The organism is Nitrospira sp., assembly GCA_015709715.1.
Classification (GTDB): Bacteria; Nitrospirota; Nitrospiria; order Nitrospirales; family Nitrospiraceae; genus Nitrospira_A.
On sequence record CP054184.1, the window covers coordinates 763,335 to 779,940 of the forward strand.

Consider the following 16,606-nt stretch of genomic DNA (forward strand, 5'->3'; position numbering starts at 1 on the left):
ATCCGGTCGTGCAGCATAGTAGATCGGACACCCATTTTCCGTGGCCAGACGCGATTACTACGAAACGCTGGGGGTTGAACGCAATGCCTCAGAGGACGAGATCAAGAAGGCATACCGCAAACTCGCTCGCCAGCACCATCCTGACCTCCACGCGTCACCCGAGCACAAAAAAACCGCGGAAGAAAAGTTCAAAGAGATCAACGAAGCCTACGAAGTCCTCGGCGATCAGGAAAAACGCCGCCGCTATGACACCTTCGGCCATGCCGGCGGACCGCAGGGGGCTGAAGGGTTCGATTTCGGCGGACAAGGTGGGTTCGGCGATATCTTCAACGACATCTTCGAAGATTTCTTCGGCCAACCGCGCGGCCGCGCCAGGGCCGAGCGTGGCAACGACCTGCAATACAATCTCGAACTGACGTTCGAAGAGTCGGTGTTCGGCAAAGAAGCGAAGCTCAAGATTCCCCGGTGGGAAACCTGCTCGGACTGCAAGGGCACGGGTGCCCGCTCAGCCACGGCCATCAAGATGTGCCCGGCCTGCAAGGGGCAAGGACAGTTGCGATTCCAGCAAGGATTTTTCAGCGTTAGCCGTCCCTGCGGCCAGTGCGAAGGGGCCGGCCAGATCATTACCGAACCCTGTCAGGGCTGCGGCGGCCGCCAGCGCATCCGGAAAGAGCGCATGTTGTCCGTTCAGATTCCGGCCGGCATCGAGTCCGGGATGCGGCTCCGACTCGCCAACGAAGGTGAGCATGGCATTCAAGGGGGCCCGCAGGGCGACTTGTACGTCGCCATCACGGTCAAACCCCACCCGTTGTTTCACCGCGAGGGGCAGGATATCGGCTGCGACCTTCCCGTCAACCTCGTCACCGCCATCCTCGGTGGCCGCGTCGAGGTCCCAACCCTCAAGGGTACGACTTTCATGAAGGTGCCGGCAGGGACCCAGCCAGGGAAAGTGCTCCGTCTGAAGGGCCTGGGCTTCCCAAGCCTCAAGGGCGGCCACGCGGGGGACCAGGTGTTCACCATTAAGGTGGAGATCCCCACGAAACTCAATCAACGCCAGAAGGAACTCCTTGAGGAATTCGCCAAGGAAAGTGGATACGCCCGAGACAGCGACAGCGAAGGCTTCTTCGACAAGATGAAGACGTTCTTCGAATAGCCCGTTCCCGATTCCCTCCTGAGACGCCGACAACCATGCCGGCCTTCTTCATCAACTCCACCGAGATTCACGAGAAGCACATCACCCTGACCGGAGACCTCTGTCACCATTTGCAGGCAAGTCTCCGCGTCACGCTCGGTGAAATCTTATGGCTCACGGATGAGCGACGACGCCGTTACCGCGTCGAGGTGAGCGAGCAGACAAAGCAGTCCTTGACGGTTTCGATTCTCGACCAGCAAGAAGCGCCATCGGCCGCCGGGCCCGCCTTGCTGCTCGTGCAGGCCATTCTGAAAGGCGACCACATGGATTGGGTGGTGCAAAAAGCGAGTGAACTGGGGGTGCAGACGATCGTGCCTCTCGTCGCACGCCATGGGGTGGTCCGCCCACAGCCTGATCGTATCGCGGCGCAACGAGCCCGCTGGCAACGGATCGCCGTCGAAGCCGCACAACAGTCGGAACAGTGGCAACCGCCGCAGGTAACCGATCCAGTGGAGTGGCGTACCTACCTGGCCGCTCTCCCCGCACCCTGTTCCTTGATTTTGACGGAACGCCGCGAAGCGATGGCACTCCACCGCATGAGGTTGCCCGAGGATCCGATGCAGAGTCTCGCGCTCATCATCGGCCCTGAAGGGGGGTGGAGCGAAGAGGAAGTCTCGCTGGCTGTGGGAGCCGGCTGCCAGGCCGTCGGCCTGGGACCGATGATCCTACGGGCCGAAACGGCAGCCTTGGCCGCCGTGAGTATCGTGCAGAGTCGATTAGGACGATTGGGTTAGGCGGCGGGTCAGCGGCGCGCTTGGGTAATGGAGATGATCGTGCCGCCCTCGCCGGCTGCCCAGCCTGACGCAGCCTGTGGAAAACTGAGCGCCATCAGCGAACGTTTTACCGGACTTGCCTCCTCCGTCCAGTTGTACCCGGCATCGCTCGTACGGAGAATCTGGCCCCGTTCACCGACAATCCATCCTTGCTGCGCATCGGTAAACCGCACCCGAATCAAGTCGGTCAATTTGTGGCAGGTCCGCCCACAAGGCAAGGTCCGGTCGATCCAGTGAAGCCCGCCATCCGTGGTCTGGAAGAGCGCGCCGGCGTTGCCGACCGCCCACCCATTGGCCTCGTCCGCAAAGGCGATGTCGAAAAAGGTCGCGGAGCTCTGGGTCTGCTGAGTCGACCAGGTGCGGCCCCCGTCGGAGGTCGTTAAGATCGTCCCAAGGGCACCGACAATCGTGCCCTGTTGTTCGCTCGTCACGGCGATGGCGTGCAGCGCGGCGTTCGTCCCGCTTGCCTGATCCGTCCAGGTGGCGCCGCCGTCGGCGGTCTGCAGAATCGTGCCGTTCCCGCCCACCAGCCAGCCCTTAGTCGGAGTCGCAAAGGCAATCCCATACAGGGGCGCCTGGGAGGAGACGATCTTTGGGGTCCAGGTTTCGCCCCCATCTTGACTCATCCGGACGGTGCCGTTGGCGCCCACCACCCACCCGTGACGCGCGTCCTGAAAATAGACGGCGGTCAACAGGGCCGTAGTGCCGCTGGCGACCTTTTTCCATTTCTTGCCGCCGTCGGTGGTCTTGAGAATCGTCCCACCCGAACCGACCGCCCATCCGAGCTGCGCATCACGAAAGAACATCCCCAGCAGCGTGGCTTCCGACCCGCTCTTCTGCATGGTCACGGATACCTGGGCTTCAGCAGGAACCACCCACAAGTGGGCGGCCAACAGGATCGACAGACAACAAGCACTCAGTACACTACGCAAGGTCGGGCGCCTCATTGTTGATGGTGAGTGTGGTCGGGACTCGGATTGCGCCAATAACTCGCATCAGGCAATCCCTTGGGCTCGATCGTGAAGGGTCCGGCTTCCAACGTAAGCCATTTCTTCGTAGTGCAACATGTGCCGTCGGGATTCACGTCCCAAGACCCACGGCGAACCACCAGCGGTCCCGACGTAAGATCTGGATTGAATATTCCCGGCTTGCCTGCGCCGAACGGATGGCGCCGAGGAATGCGAACCTTGATCTCCGTGTCCGTCCAGGAGAGCACGACCGCGCCCACCCCGTTGAACAGCACTTCCGTTCGGGAGACATTCTCGCCCAGTTCGGCCGCGTCCCTCGCGTATACACTATCGGTGATGCCCACCTTGCTCGGCTCGGCGGTTTTAAGGAATGCTCCGAACCCGCTGCCTGTGATGGTGACCGTTTCATCCAACCCACCGGTCGTGGGGCTGTAAGAGTCGATCTTGGGAGTAATCAAGGTGAATGACCCGATTTCGGTTTCCAAAACCCGGCTGTCGGCGCAGCAGGTCCCGTCCGGCTTCGGAGTGTTGGCGGCGCGTTTGACGACGACCGGACCACTCTTGGCGCTGTAAGGGACCCATACATCGATCCGGTCATTGCCCCAGCGATAGACGATGGCCTGCACCCCGCCGATCTCCACGGTATTCTCGCTCTTGGCAAAATCGATGTAGTTGAAAGGGGTAGAACCGGCTTCCGAGTAAAACCCGAAGTTTTCTCCCGTGATCTTCAGCAGAGTCCCGATCGGCGCTTGAGCCGGCGTCACGCCCTTGCCGCGCGGAATCTGTACCTCATAGGTCCCGACCTTTCGCTCCTGGCCATTGCGTTTGATGATGACCGGGCCGGTTTGGGCATCCAACGGCACATGTACGACGATGGTCGTATCGCTCCATTGAGAAACCGTCGCAAGGTGGCCACCGAAGAGCACGCCGTCTTCCGGGTTCCTCGTCGCGCCGAAACCCTTGCCGAACAACACGACTTTAGTACCGACTGGTCCGCTCATGGGATCCACCCGCACCGAGGCCAACACTCGAACGGGCATGGCATTGCTCACGACATGCGTGACCGCCGCGCAACAGGAACCATCCGCCAGCGGGTCGGACGATGCCATACGCACCATCACGTCCCCAGTCTGCACGTTGCCCGGCAATTCCACCTCGATCTTGTCGTCCCGCCATTTCCGCACGCGGACCGTCACATCGCCGACGACCACGCTATTGACGCCGAAAATCGTATTGGGGTCGCGCGGCCCCGGCGTGTTGCCGAAATGCTCCCCGTTGATCTCCAGCACGGTGCCCGGCTCCGCTTCGGCCGGTGACACGGACAGAATCTTGGGTTGTAAGCGGGTGAAGCTTCCAGCCTTCAACCGTTTTTTGCCGATGAAAACCTCGACCGGCCCATTCACGGCTTGCGACGGAACCCGCACCTCGATCAGATCGGGCTCCCAGCGCTGGATGAGCGCCGAGCCCCCCTGAAATTTGACTTGGTTGACAGTCGTGGACTTGAAAAGACCGAAGCCCTTTCCTGTGATAGACAACACCGCGCCGGGGACGGCGGCGTTGGGCTGAAGGCTCGGCGCTTCCGCCCGTACCTCAGGAGAAACGGCTAGGCTGGCCACCGCAAAGATGCTGGCGACAAGTTGCGTCATGGATTTCATGGGATGGTGTTTCCTCCCGATACCCTGCAAGCGGTCCGATCGGAATTCCGAACGGGCCGAGATGAGTTCATGATGGATGAACGCCCTGCGCGTGGTAGAGACCCCACGCAACTGAGCAAAAAGGCCGGACTCACGGACTATAACAAGCTGTTTTTTTTGCTGTCAAGGCGAGTGCAGCACGGCAGGACCATCCGATGACACGTCGACTATGAGGCCTTCACCTGAACCAGCAATTCCAACTCGATCGCGGCGTTGAGGGGGAGTTCTGCCGCGCCGAGTGCCACCCTGGCATGGCGCCCCGCTTCGCCGAAAATCTGAACCAACAGGTCGGAGGCGCCGTTGATGACGGCCGGTTGCTGAACGAATCCGCTTGCCGACGCCACATGGCCGACGACACGGACGACCCGCTGCACTCGGTCGAGGGATCCCAGTTCATGTCGCACCACCGCCAACGCATTCAGCAGGGCGAGGCGGGCCGCATCCATCCCCTGCCCCACCGTCACCTCTCGGCCCAATTTTCCGGTGACGGCCACCTGTCCGTCGCGAAACGGCAACATCCCGCTGAGGTACAGGATCTCCCCGACTAAGATTGCCGGCACATAGCTGGCGACCGGTTTGGGAGGCGGCGGTAAGGTGATGCCGAGGCGGAGCAATGTGGAGTCGTATGACATGCTGGATTCCTTGCTTACCGGGAACGCAGGGCGTCCAGAAAGCTGTCGCCCCATGGCAGTCGCGTGGCCTGCAGCGCTTCGCCGATCGTCTGGCCGAGGTCGGCTGCCGTCGGCCTGATACCCAGATCCACGCCTCGAGCGAGCCGCGGCCCTGTAATCAGACAGGGCACATATTCCCGCGAGTGTCCCGGAGCTGGCCGGGCGCAATCGAACCCATGGTCGCCGGTGATGATCAAGATGTCGCCGATCTTGAGCCGTTCCTGCAAGTCCCGCAAGCGCCGATCGAACTGTTGTAAATCGGCGACCGTCGCCTGCAAATCCGTGGTGATGACGGGCACGGTGGCGTAGATCAAGCCGCGCGGCACCTTGCTGAACATTCCGATCATTTCGTCCATCACGGCATTCGGCTGATAGAGCGGAATCGATCTGGTGACGCCGCGCATGCTGAATAGATCGCCGACCTTGCCCACACCGATGACGAGCTGGCTCGCGCGACTCAAGTGATCCAACAATGTCGGACCGGCCGGTTCCACCACGAAATCCCGGCGACGGTCGGTCACCGTGAACCGACCGGGCTGCCCGGCCAACGGATAGGCCACGATCCGAACCGTCGGCAACAGATCCTTCAATCGCTTTCGGGCTTCGCGCGCCAACCGATAGAGCTCTTCCGCTGGAATCACCTGCTCATGCGCGGCCAAGACAATCGTTCCGGTCGTGTCCACCCAAGCGATCGGGGCGCCGCTTTGCTGATGTTGGCCGCCGAATTCGTCGATCGGCTCCAGCGCGGCCGCGCGGCTGTTGCCCACGGTCTTCTGTCCCAAGGCCGCTTCCAAAGCCGTGGCCAGTTCGGAGGTGAATGTCTCGCACGTCGGCACGTCCTGTTCGATGACGTAGCCGGCCAACTCCCAATGCCCGGTGAGGGAATTCTTCCCCTTGGTCGCAAAGCCGAGTTTGCCGAAGCAACCTTCGGGCTGAACCATCGGGCGGATGCCTTGAAACTGGCCGAGGTGTCCGAGGCCGAGCCGTTCGAGATTCGGAAGGGTGAGACCTTTGCAGATGGCTGCCAGACGTTGAAGGGTATTGCAGCCCCCGTCGCCGTACGTGTCCGCATCGGGCAAGGCGCCGACCCCGAATCCGTCCAACACAAGGAGAATGACGCGAGTCACCATGGGCGCACTATACCAAATTCGCAAAAACGAGCAAGGGTGTCAGACTCTGTTGGAGATACGTAGTGCATGCATCGACAGGGCCGCCCCGTTCAGCGGGTACCGGCCCGCTGCGATTGCCACTCATCCACGATCTTCAGGCTCACGCTGGTACCGATTCGGTCGGCGCCCGCTTCCAACAAGGCTTGTGTCGTTTTCCAGTCCCTGATCCCTCCCGACGCCTTGACCTTGGCACGACCGGCGACCGCTTCTTTCATCAACCGGACGTCGTCCACCGTCGCGCCCGCGTGCGAGAACCCTGTCGAGGTCTTCACGTAATCCATCCCCGCCTCGACAGCCAGTCGACAGGCGGTGATTTTCTCCTCGCGCGTCAACAGGCAGGTCTCCACGATGACCTTGTGATTGACGCCCGGCGTGGCCTGGATCACCGCAACCATATCGTTCCGCACGAAATCATGATCTCCTGACTTCAGCCGGCTGATGTTGATCACCATATCGAGCACCCTGGCGCCGCGCGCCACCGCCTCGATGGCTTCGGTTACCTTCGCGTGCGTGGAATGGCCACCGAGCGGAAATCCGACGGGAATCCCGACCTGAATCTCGGTTCCTGCCACCGCCGCAACGGCTTCGTCGATATAACAAGGCGGCACAAAGATCACGATGAAGCCCTGCACCTTCGCTTCGGCGCACAATCGCAAGACATCCGCCTTGGTCGCATCAGGCCGCAAGACGGTGTGGTCGAGGTAACGGGGCAGGCATTCATTCCACGGCAGCACGCCCATTGAGGGATTCCTTTCCGTCGGTGACATGAGGTCGTAACTCCGAATCGCAGATCAAGCGCCGTGGGCGACGAGGCTTCCCTTCAGCCGTTTGCGGAAGGGCTGCTTTTGATACTTCTCCACGGCCTGGTTGTGTTCGGCGAGGGTCGAGGAAAAATGATGGGTCCCGTCGTTTCGCGAGACAAAATACAGGTAGGAAGCCCGGGCGGGAAACAACGCGGCTCGAAGCGAATGGGCGCCGGGGCTCGCGATCGGTCCCGGCGGCAAGCCCCGCACGCGATAGGTGTTGTAAGGACTCTGGCTAGAGAGATCGCGCTTGTGAATGTTCCCATCGAAGGCGGGTAGCCCATAAATCACCGTGGGGTCACTCTGGAGCGGGATATTCTTCCGCAGTCGATTGTGGAATACGGCCGCGATCAATTCCCGCTCGTCCTTCACTCCCGTTTCCTTTTCGATGACGGAGGCCAGGGTCAACACCTGGTGCAGCGACAAGTTCATGCGGGTGGCCTGCTGCTGAAGCTCGCCGTTCCACACGCGACGCAACTCATCCACCATCGTCTTGATCACGTCCTTGGCCTTCGTGCCCTTCGCGAACGAATAGGTTTCCGGGAACAAATACCCTTCCAAGGACTCCGCATCGATCTCCAGCTGTTTGATGAAGGACCGATCATAGATCAGCCTCGCGAACTCTTTGTGGTCGGTGATGTGCTGATCGGCCAACACATCCGTAATTTGCGCCAGCGTATACCCTTCCGGAATCGTGACGGGGTGCAGGACGACACGCCCGGCCAGCAGTTTGTTCAGGATCTCTTGGGGTGTCATACCGCCGTCCAGCTCATACTCGCCCGGACGTATTTTGCGATCGATATCCTTGGTCCGGCCGAGCAACATGAAGGCCGAACGGCTGCGAATCAGCTGTTCGCTCTTCAAGAGCGCCGCAACTTGCTGAAAGGTACTGCCTTCGGGAATGAAGACCACGCGGGAAGGAGGCTTCGGTTTCCCGCTAGCGACGGGGCTTTGCGCCCATCGCAGCACGAGAAATCCCGTGATGCCCGTCAGCAGCACCGCGGCCAGGATCAGCCCTACCATCGTTCGTCTCTGCATCATCGACTCGTTCCCGTTCTCCCGACACGGATTCGAACGCGTCACACTCGTTGGGGATCCCTTCCGATACGGAAACGGACGGTTCCTCCACACTGGCCAAATAACTCTGCAGCAAAATCGCCGCCGCGACACGATCCACGATGCCTTTTCGTTTTCGGCGGCTGACATCGGCGGCGATCAACACCTCCTCCGCCGACCTTGTCGTCATCCGCTCATCCCACGTCACCACCGGGACGGGGATCATCGGGGACAGGGTCTGTATGAATGCTTCGACGACCTTAGCCGCCGGACCGAGTTCCCCGTCCAACTTGAAAGGCATGCCCACCAGGACCATCCCTACATCATGGTCCCGGACAAGCTGTTGGATATGGCGGAGGTCGGACTCGAGATTCTTCCGGTGGAGGGTTTCAAGCGGTTGGGCCGTCCACCCAAGTTCATCGCTCAAGGCGAACCCGATCCGTTTGGCCCCATGGTCGATCGCAAGAATACGCCGGCCCTTCATTACTTTACCGTTCCAAGGCCTTCTGGACCAACCCAAAAACTTTTTCCAACGCGGGTCCGAGGCCTTCCGGATTCTTGCCCCCGGCCTGCGCCATTTCCGGGCGGCCTCCGCCGGTTCCGCCCACCTCGACCGCCATCTCTTTGATCAGCTCCCCCGCCTTCAGCCGACCGACGAGATCCTTGGTGACGACCACCAACAACGAGACCTTGCCGTCATTGGCAGCCCCGATGGCCACCACTCCGCTCCGGAGCTTATCGCGCAACTGGTCCGCCAGCGCCCGCATCCCGTTCACATCCAAGCCGTCGGCACGTTGCGCATGGACCTGCACGCCCTTGACCTCGCGGGTCTGGGTTTCGCTGGACGAGCTGCCGGCCAGCTTCAACTTCACCTCCGACAACTCTCGCTCCTTCTCTTTTAACTGCTCGGCCAATTTGCGCGTACGGGTCACCAATTCGCCCGGCGCGACCTTCAGGAGATCCGACAACTCGCGGACGTCCGCCTCCAGCCGTTTCACCGAATCCAAGGCGCCGCTTCCGGTCAAGCACTCGATACGCCTGACCCCGGCCGCCACCCCAGCCTCCGACAGGATCCGGAACAACCCGATCTCGCCGGTCCGGCGACAATGGGTTCCGCCGCACAATTCCTTGCTGAAGGTATCGATGCTCACCACCCGCACCTGATCGCCGTATTTATCACCGAAAAAAGCCAGCGCTCCACCCGCCACGGCATCCTGCACGCCCATCACGTCGGTTTGGACGGATTGGTCCAACCGGATCTGCTCGTTCACGATCCCCTCGATTTCATCGATGTCGCGGAACGACAGGGGGCGGAAGTGGGCAAAGTCGAACCGCAGGCGATTCGGCGCCACCAGCGACCCATACTGTTTGACGTGCGGTCCCAAGAGATCCCGTAGCGCGGCATGCACCAAGTGCGTCGCAGTGTGATTCCTGGCCGCATCCTTCCTGGTTCGCTGATTGACCGTGAGCTGCAGCCGCTCTCCTTCTCGGATCGATCCGGACTGCACGACGCCCTTGTGCACGATCAGGGTCGACACGGGTCTGGTGGTTTCGTGAACGTCGACTCGCCCGTCGGTCCCGATCAGGGTGCCTTGATCGCCGGCTTGGCCACCCCCTTCGGCATAGAAGGGCGTCACATCGAGTACGATTTCGATTTCATCACCCTCGCGCGCCTCTTTGACGAGCGCGTCGCCTTTCAGGATGGCCTGAACAATGCCCTCGGAGTTCAGCTGTTCATAACCGACGAAGGTGGTGCCCTTCACGCGGGCAGCGACCTCACTGAGCGTGGGTCGCTCCGTTTCCGTTTCAAACCCGCCAGTCTTCCTGGCACGGGTGCGCTGCTCTTCGATGGCCGCCTCGAAGCCCGTCTCGTCCAGCTTGATCTCCTGTTCACGGCAGGCTTCGACGATGAGGTCCATCGGAAACCCATAGGTGTCATAGAGCTTGAAGATGTCGGTACCGGCCAGCGTATCCTGCCCGGACGACCGCACTTTGGTCAGCATCTCGGTCAGAATCGGCAGGCCTTGGTCAAGCGTCGCGATGAAACGTTCTTCTTCCCCTCGCGTGGCCTCCTTCACCGTCTCGGCCGCAGCAGTCAGTTCATGGTAGGCCACGCCCATATGGGAAACGACCGCCGCAGTCAGGTCGTGGAGGAATGGCTCCGTAATGCCGAGCAGGCGCCCGTGGCGAGCGGCCCGCCTAAGAATCCGACGCAATACGTAGCCACGGCCTTCATTCGACGGCAACACGCCATCAGCCATGAGAAAGGTGATGGCCCTGAGATGGTCCGCGATCACCCGCATGGACCGATCCACCTGTTCTTTCGTGCCATATTGCAACCCGGCCCTTTGGCCGATGGCCGCCAACAGTGGAGCGAACAGATCACTGTCGTAGTTGCTCAGTTTGCCTTGAGCCACCGCCGCCAGCCGCTCCAACCCCATTCCGGTGTCGATGCTCGGTTTGGGTAACGGATTCAGCGTGCCGCCGCTGTCGCGGTTGAACTGCATGAAGACAAGATTCCAAATCTCGATGACTCGATCACCCTCGCCGTTCGGGGTGTCGTCGCCCGGCACCGCCGCGCCTTGGTCGAAATGCAGTTCCGAACAGGGTCCGCAGGGTCCTGTGTCCGCCATCTGCCAGAAATTATCCTTTTCACCACAACGGACGATCCGGCTCGGCGCAACGCCGATCTTTTTCCACAGCCGATCGGCTTCGTCGTCTTCGCGGAAAATCGTGACCCACATCCGGTCCTTCGCCAGCCCCACGACCGACGTGAGAAACTCCCAACCGAAGCGAATCGCCTCTTCCTTGAAGTAGTCACCGAAGGAAAAGTTGCCGAGCATTTCAAAGAACGTATGGTGCCGTCTGGTGTAGCCGACATTCTCGAGGTCGTTATGTTTGCCGCCGGCCCGCAGACACTTCTGCACCGACACGGCACGACGGTAGGCGCGGGTCTCCTCACCGAGAAACACCCGTTTGAACTGATTCATTCCGGCATTCGTGAACAGCAAGGTGGGATCGGCCTGCGGAATCAAGGGAGCGCTGGGCACCGCCCGATGTCCCTGCTGCTCGAAGTAGTGAATGAAGGCCCGCCGAAGATCGTTCGCGCTCTGGCTCATAACTCGTCCAACCCCGCCTCTAGATCGACTTGCGTGACTTGCTGAATGGTCTCATCATCGAACCCGCGTTGCCGCAACAACCGCACCCACTGCAACGGCCCGGTCCGGCTCGTTCGTCCTTCGAGCACCTGGCAGGCCAACTCCTGCTCGGAGATCGAGCGATAGGCCTTTTTCAAGGCCCGTTCCACGACCGGTTCCTCGAACCCGCGCTGCAGTAATTCGGCCTTCAGCCGCTCACGGCCCATCGGCCGGCGGGCCAGCCTGGTTTCGGCCCATCGAACGGCATAGGCCTGATCGTTCACATAGCCCAACCGCTCCAACTCGCGCACGACGGCGGCAGCCTTTGGTCGTGTGGCGCCCTTGTCCCGGAGATAACGCTCCACCTGCGCCACGGTTCGATCGGTTCGGGCCAGATACCGCACCGCGAGATTGAGGTAATCAGGAACCGCCACCGCCCCCACCTACGTGGCGACCCGGGCGCCGTGCCCCCGCTTCTCGCCCCGCTCCTCCTTCGCCTCTTTGGCGTCGGCCTTTTTCTCCGTTCCCGAGCCAGGCAAACCGGCTTGTTCCCTGATCTTCCCTTCAATTTCTTTGGCGATACTCGGGTTGGCCTTGAGAAAGTCGCGGACGGCTTCGCGGCCTTGCCCCAGCCGCTCACCCTTGTAGGAGTACCACGCGCCGGCTTTCTCCACCACGCGCTTTTCCACGCCCATATCGACCAGTTCACCGGCCTTGGAGATCCCTTCCGCAAACATGATGTCGAATTCCGCCTGCTTGAACGGCGGCGCCATCTTGTTCTTGACCACCTTCACCCGGACGCGGCTGCCGGTCACATCCTGTCCGTCCTTGATCGATTCGATGCGCCGGATATCCAACCGCACGGAGGAGTAAAACTTGAGCGCATTACCGCCCGTCGTCGTTTCAGGATTGCCGAACATGACACCGATCTTCATCCGAATCTGGTTGATGAAGATGAGGGTGGTTTGGGATTTCGAGATGGCCGCGGTCAACTTGCGGAGCGCCTGGGACATGAGCCTCGCCTGGAGTCCCATGTGGGCATCTCCCATCTCGCCTTCGATCTCCGCCCGCGGCACCAGGGCCGCCACGGAGTCGACCACGATGATGTCGATGGCGCCGCTCCGCACCAGGGTCTCGGCGATTTCGAGCGCCTGCTCGCCCGTGTCCGGCTGCGAGACCAGCAAATCGTCCGTCTGCACGCCGAGTTTCTTCGCATACGAAAGATCCAACGCATGTTCGGCATCGATGAACGCCGCCACCCCGCCCGCCTTCTGCGCCTCAGCAATCGCATGCAGGGTCAGGGTCGTCTTACCGGACGATTCCGGACCGAAGATTTCGACCACGCGGCCACGCGGCAAGCCTCCGACACCCAAGGCGATGTCCAACCCCAGCGACCCGCTGGAAATCGCCGGGACATCTGCGGGACGGTCCTCCGCCCCCAGCTTCATGACCGCACCCTTCCCATATTGTTTTTCGATCTGCGCCAGGGCTAGGTCCAACGCGCGCTTCTTCTCGTCTTTTTCAGCCATTGATGACTCCTTCTCGCAGCATCCGTGTGACGCGCCTTTTGTCCGAAGCGCCTGGGGAGACAACGCACCAGCCGATGCTGAGTTGACCGACTGGAGGCGGACCAGACTCAGACCAGGAGCCGGTGGAACGGAGGATTATACCGGACTCCTCATGGGGAAACCTAGCCCGGACGGTTCGAGCAACGACGTCTCTACTGCAGCGGTACTTCCCAGAGCGTGCTGTAGATCGAACCGGTCGGTCGCAGTTCGCTCTTCATGAGGAGGATGGCATCGACCGGTAGCTCACCCAGCTCGACCGGACGATCCAGGACAGCGCCTTGGGCCAGAGCCTGCCCGGCCTGTCGTTCACCTTCTTTGATCCGCGCCACGGTCAGGTGTGGACTGAACGGCCGCTCTTCCGGTGCAAACCCAGCCGATCGGCAACAGACTTCGACGGCACGATGCAGCGCCGCCAGCCGTTGCGCCTCCGGTCCCCGCTCCCAGCTCTCGGAAGGACCAACCCACAACACGCGCGGCTGTTGAGGACGCGGGAAGGCCCCCAGCCGTTGGAGCGGAACTGTCACGGCTCGCTGTCCCTGCGCCGCCTCTTCAACCCCCAGTCGAAGGAGGTCGATCACGTCCTCCGGCGTATCGCCGAGAAATCTGAGCGTCAGGTGCATGGCGTCCGGCCGCACCCAGCTGAGACGGACTTGCCTCCCGGCCACCGGATCCAGCCGTTGCTTGAGGTCCTGCTGCAGGGTGGAGAGCGCCCGGCGAATCGTCGCCGGCAATGCCACCGCGAGAAACGTGCGAATCATCCCTGCGTCCTCGTGATGAGCCAGCGCCGCAGCAGATCCAGCGCCGCTTGCGAAGATCGTTGTTTGATCACGTTGCGATCGCCGCCATGGAATCGAAACTCCTTGGTCGTCGCATCGTTCGGCCCGCCGTCCAATCCTACATAGACCAACCCCACCGGCTTGGTTTCCGTCGCGCCACCCGGTCCTGCGATGCCTGTCACGCTCAACCCAACCGACGTTCCGCTCCGTTCACGCACGCCGCGAGCCATGGCCGCCGCGACTTCAGCGCTGACGGCCCCATGCCGCTCGATCAGGTCGGACGGGACCCCCAACATCTCGCGTTTCGCGCGGTTGCTGTAACAGACGGCCACGCGATCCAGATAGGCGGACGAGCCCGCCACCTGCGTCAACCGGTGGCCGATCAACCCGCCGGTGCAAGACTCCGCCACAGCCAACGTCAGGCGTTGCCCGGCCAGCAGCCGCCCCACCACCGCTTCCATCGTGTCGCCTTCTTCGCCGTACAGAATGTCGCTGAGCCGCCGCTTGGCTTCTACCGCCAGGCCGTCGACGGTTGCCGCTCCCCGACGCACCGTCACGGGTCCCGCCAGGGACACCATGATTTCCATCGATGAGGCATAGATGCCAAGCTGGACCGGACTCCTTTTCGGGATGAGGCCCTTCAGCTTGTCATCGACCCAGGATTCCGGCACTCCAGACGTATGGAGCACGCGGCGCACCATCGGAACGGCCTGAACTGCCTGCGCGCGTTGCATCCATTCACGAAGTATAGGCAGAACCCCCGCCGTCAGCATCGGTTCCATTTCGCGCGGAACGCCCGGCAGAGCGGCAAGCAGCGTTCCCTTCCAGGTCAGAGCGAACCCCGGCGCCGTGCCCACCGGATTGGACAGCACCTGCGCGCCGGCAGGGATCAGGGCTTGGCGAAACTGGGACCGAGTCGGCGTCCGTCCCCAGCCGGCTAGACGCGCCGTCATTTCATCTAATGCCGCCTTTCGCCGCACCAGCCGGTAGCCGGTCGCCCGCGCCACCGCATCACGCGTGAGATCGTCGATCGTCGGCCCCAAGCCGCCGGTCATGATCATCACACGCACTCTCGCGGCTGCAGTCCTGACCGTCTGCGCGATATCGGCGAGATCGTCCCCGACCGTCGTCTTGTAACGGAGCGCCACGCCGCACTCCGCCAATCGATCGGCGATGAAGAGAGAGTTGGTATCGAGCCGCCCTCCTACGAGAAGCTCCGAGCCGACCGCAATCGTTTCCGCAATCCAAGGTCTGGTGGTCTTCATCGCCATCGGGTTCGTATGGTTAGGGGAGTGGACTGAGGCAGGTCTATTCAATATGGGCGAAATCCAGGTCGAAGCCGACCTCGCCGCCCCCTGATGGGAACACCAACAATCTGGTTTTGGCCAGCGGATCAAGCTCCGCATAGGGAAACTGCGCGATCACCTTGGCGCGATAGGCCGGCTGTTGGGGCCAGACCGCCGTACGATCACCTCTGGCGTCGAACCGCACGCTGGCCGGTTTGACGGTTCGCCCCCCCTGTTCGAGCACCACATAACTGTCGGCGGCGAAATTCAACCGCTCGCCATAAATGACGATACTGACCAACAGCTGCTCATTCGCCATCACTTGGGCAATATCCTGCTCGGTCGGGGTGAGGTCCCGGAGGGCCAGGTGGTTGGCCATGACCAGGAGGCTGCCCAGCTTGGTCATGATAAAGCCGCGCGGCGCGAGGGCATCGGCGGCACCAAACCAGGTGTGGAGCTGATCGGGAGAGACACGGTCCCGTGCTGCGGTACGCCCCCGTTCCACCGTGGCCTGGATCTGTGCCGCGCTGGGTTGCAGCTCAATGCCATAGGCGTAGCCGGTGACGGACCCGGCCAAGGCCAGTCCCAGACAGCAGACCGTTCCTCCTTCCATCGCCAGGCTGCGAAGCCCTCTCATGGCGCAGGCAGTACCAGAACGGCTGGGCGCTGTCAATTCGCAGCCGGAGCCTTCTTGGCTCTGTTGACAGTGTACGAGACGAAATGCTAAAGACGACGAAATCGTATTCTTTCACATTATCAAGAAGTTGCCTGGAGGGTCCGTTATGTCCAGCCCCGAACAACCCCGCCGTCAATTTGTGAATTTCACGTTCTACAAGGTTGATCCTGCATGGCGCCGGCTCTCCGAAGATGAGCGGACACGCGGCAAGCAAGAGTTCCTCCGCGCCGTCGAAGAATATCAGGGCAAGGTGCTGGTCATCGCCTATACGACCGTGGGCATCCGGGGCGACTGCGACCTCATGCTGTGGCGCATCAGCTACGAGCTGGAATTGTTCCAGGAAATGAGCACGAAGATCCTGGCTTCAGGTTTGGGCAAATATTTGAGCAACCCCTATTCCTACCTGGCCATGACCAAGCGGTCGATCTATGTGGACAACCACACTCACGAAAACCAGGAGAGCAAGCGGTTGACCGTGGTGCCCGGCAAGGCCAAGTACATCTTCGTCTACCCCTTCGTGAAGACCCGCGAATGGTTCCTCCTCACCAAGGCGGCCAGGCAAGGCATGATGGACGAACACATTGAAGTGGGCCATCGGTTCCCGTCGGTCAAGCTCAATACCACCTACTCATTCGGACTCGACGATCAGGAATGGGTGGTGGCCTTCGAGAGCGACAAGCCGGAAGACTTCCTTGACCTCGTCATGGCCTTGCGTGAAACCGAAGGGAGCCGCTATACCCTGCGCGATACGCCGATCTTCACCTGCATTCGCAAGAGCCTGAAAGAAACGCTCGACACGCTGGGGGGATAACCCCTCCCGTCAGGCGCTCGACAGCT

16 protein-coding genes are annotated in these 16,606 nt (G+C 61.4%); 3 read left to right on the forward strand and 13 right to left on the reverse strand.

Annotated features, from left to right (window positions below; genetic code table 11):
* The first annotated feature begins 40 nt into the window (after positions 1-40).
* The gene (gene dnaJ / locus HRU82_03535) at positions 41-1,153 is read left to right on the forward strand and encodes a molecular chaperone DnaJ (GenBank protein QOJ34077.1); all 1,113 of its coding nucleotides are present in this window, start codon (positions 41-43) and stop codon (positions 1,151-1,153) included.
* A gap of 35 nt (positions 1,154-1,188) precedes the next feature.
* A complete protein-coding gene (locus HRU82_03540) occupies positions 1,189-1,926 on the forward strand; it encodes a 16S rRNA (uracil(1498)-N(3))-methyltransferase (GenBank protein QOJ34078.1) in 738 nt (245 codons plus the stop codon).
* Between the two features lie 8 nt (positions 1,927-1,934).
* On the opposite strand, the gene HRU82_03545 is transcribed toward HRU82_03540, so the two are convergent.
* The 13 genes from HRU82_03545 to HRU82_03605 all read right to left on the reverse strand — a co-directional run bounded on the left by HRU82_03545 (position 1,935) and on the right by HRU82_03605 (position 15,730).
* Positions 1,935-2,897, reverse strand: coding sequence for a hypothetical protein (locus tag HRU82_03545; GenBank protein ID QOJ34079.1), 963 nt, complete (start codon positions 2,895-2,897; stop codon positions 1,935-1,937).
* An 11-nt stretch (positions 2,898-2,908) separates the two neighbouring features.
* On the reverse strand, positions 2,909-4,579 hold the full coding sequence (locus HRU82_03550) for an IPT/TIG domain-containing protein (GenBank protein QOJ34080.1): 1,671 nt from the start codon (positions 4,577-4,579) through the stop codon (positions 2,909-2,911).
* 215 nt (positions 4,580-4,794) lie between these two features.
* Entirely contained in the window at positions 4,795-5,259 is a 465-nt protein-coding gene (locus tag HRU82_03555) for a RidA family protein (GenBank protein ID QOJ34081.1), read from the reverse strand.
* A gap of 14 nt (positions 5,260-5,273) precedes the next feature.
* Positions 5,274-6,428: a phosphopentomutase gene (locus HRU82_03560; protein QOJ34082.1), complete on the reverse strand. Its 1,155-nt coding sequence runs from the start codon at positions 6,426-6,428 to the stop codon at positions 5,274-5,276.
* Positions 6,429-6,517: 89 nt separating this feature from the next.
* Positions 6,518-7,207: a deoxyribose-phosphate aldolase gene (gene deoC / locus HRU82_03565; GenBank protein ID QOJ34083.1), complete on the reverse strand. Its 690-nt coding sequence runs from the start codon at positions 7,205-7,207 to the stop codon at positions 6,518-6,520.
* A gap of 51 nt (positions 7,208-7,258) precedes the next feature.
* Complete coding sequence (mltG, locus tag HRU82_03570; GenBank protein QOJ34084.1) at positions 7,259-8,311, reverse strand: endolytic transglycosylase MltG; 1,053 nt, start codon at positions 8,309-8,311, stop codon at positions 7,259-7,261.
* On the reverse strand, positions 8,208-8,810 hold the full coding sequence (ruvX, locus tag HRU82_03575; protein QOJ34085.1) for a Holliday junction resolvase RuvX: 603 nt from the start codon (positions 8,808-8,810) through the stop codon (positions 8,208-8,210). The genes mltG and ruvX overlap by 104 nt, the downstream gene beginning before the upstream one ends.
* Positions 8,811-8,814: 4 nt before the next feature.
* Positions 8,815-11,445, reverse strand: coding sequence for an alanine--tRNA ligase (gene alaS / locus HRU82_03580; GenBank protein QOJ34086.1), 2,631 nt, complete (start codon positions 11,443-11,445; stop codon positions 8,815-8,817).
* Positions 11,442-11,897 carry a RecX family transcriptional regulator gene (locus HRU82_03585; protein QOJ34087.1) on the reverse strand — a complete coding sequence of 152 codons (456 nt, stop codon included), beginning with the start codon at positions 11,895-11,897 and terminating at the stop codon, positions 11,442-11,444. Before HRU82_03585 ends, alaS begins: the two co-directional genes overlap by 4 nt.
* A gap of 9 nt (positions 11,898-11,906) precedes the next feature.
* Positions 11,907-12,992, reverse strand: a complete 1,086-nt coding sequence (recA, locus tag HRU82_03590) for a recombinase RecA (GenBank protein ID QOJ34088.1) — start codon at positions 12,990-12,992, stop codon at positions 11,907-11,909.
* A 191-nt stretch (positions 12,993-13,183) separates the two neighbouring features.
* Entirely contained in the window at positions 13,184-13,789 is a 606-nt protein-coding gene (gene thpR / locus HRU82_03595; protein ID QOJ34089.1) for an RNA 2',3'-cyclic phosphodiesterase, read from the reverse strand.
* Positions 13,786-15,072, reverse strand: a complete 1,287-nt coding sequence (locus HRU82_03600) for a competence/damage-inducible protein A (GenBank protein ID QOJ34090.1) — start codon at positions 15,070-15,072, stop codon at positions 13,786-13,788. The genes thpR and HRU82_03600 overlap by 4 nt, the downstream gene beginning before the upstream one ends.
* Positions 15,073-15,115: 43 nt before the next feature.
* The gene (locus HRU82_03605) at positions 15,116-15,730 is read right to left on the reverse strand and encodes a hypothetical protein (protein ID QOJ34091.1); all 615 of its coding nucleotides are present in this window, start codon (positions 15,728-15,730) and stop codon (positions 15,116-15,118) included.
* 145 nt (positions 15,731-15,875) lie between these two features.
* Here HRU82_03605 and HRU82_03610 point away from each other — a divergent pair, with 145 nt between their 5' ends.
* The gene (locus tag HRU82_03610) at positions 15,876-16,580 is read left to right on the forward strand and encodes a chlorite dismutase family protein (GenBank protein QOJ34092.1); all 705 of its coding nucleotides are present in this window, start codon (positions 15,876-15,878) and stop codon (positions 16,578-16,580) included.
* Positions 16,581-16,606 lie beyond the last annotated feature (26 nt).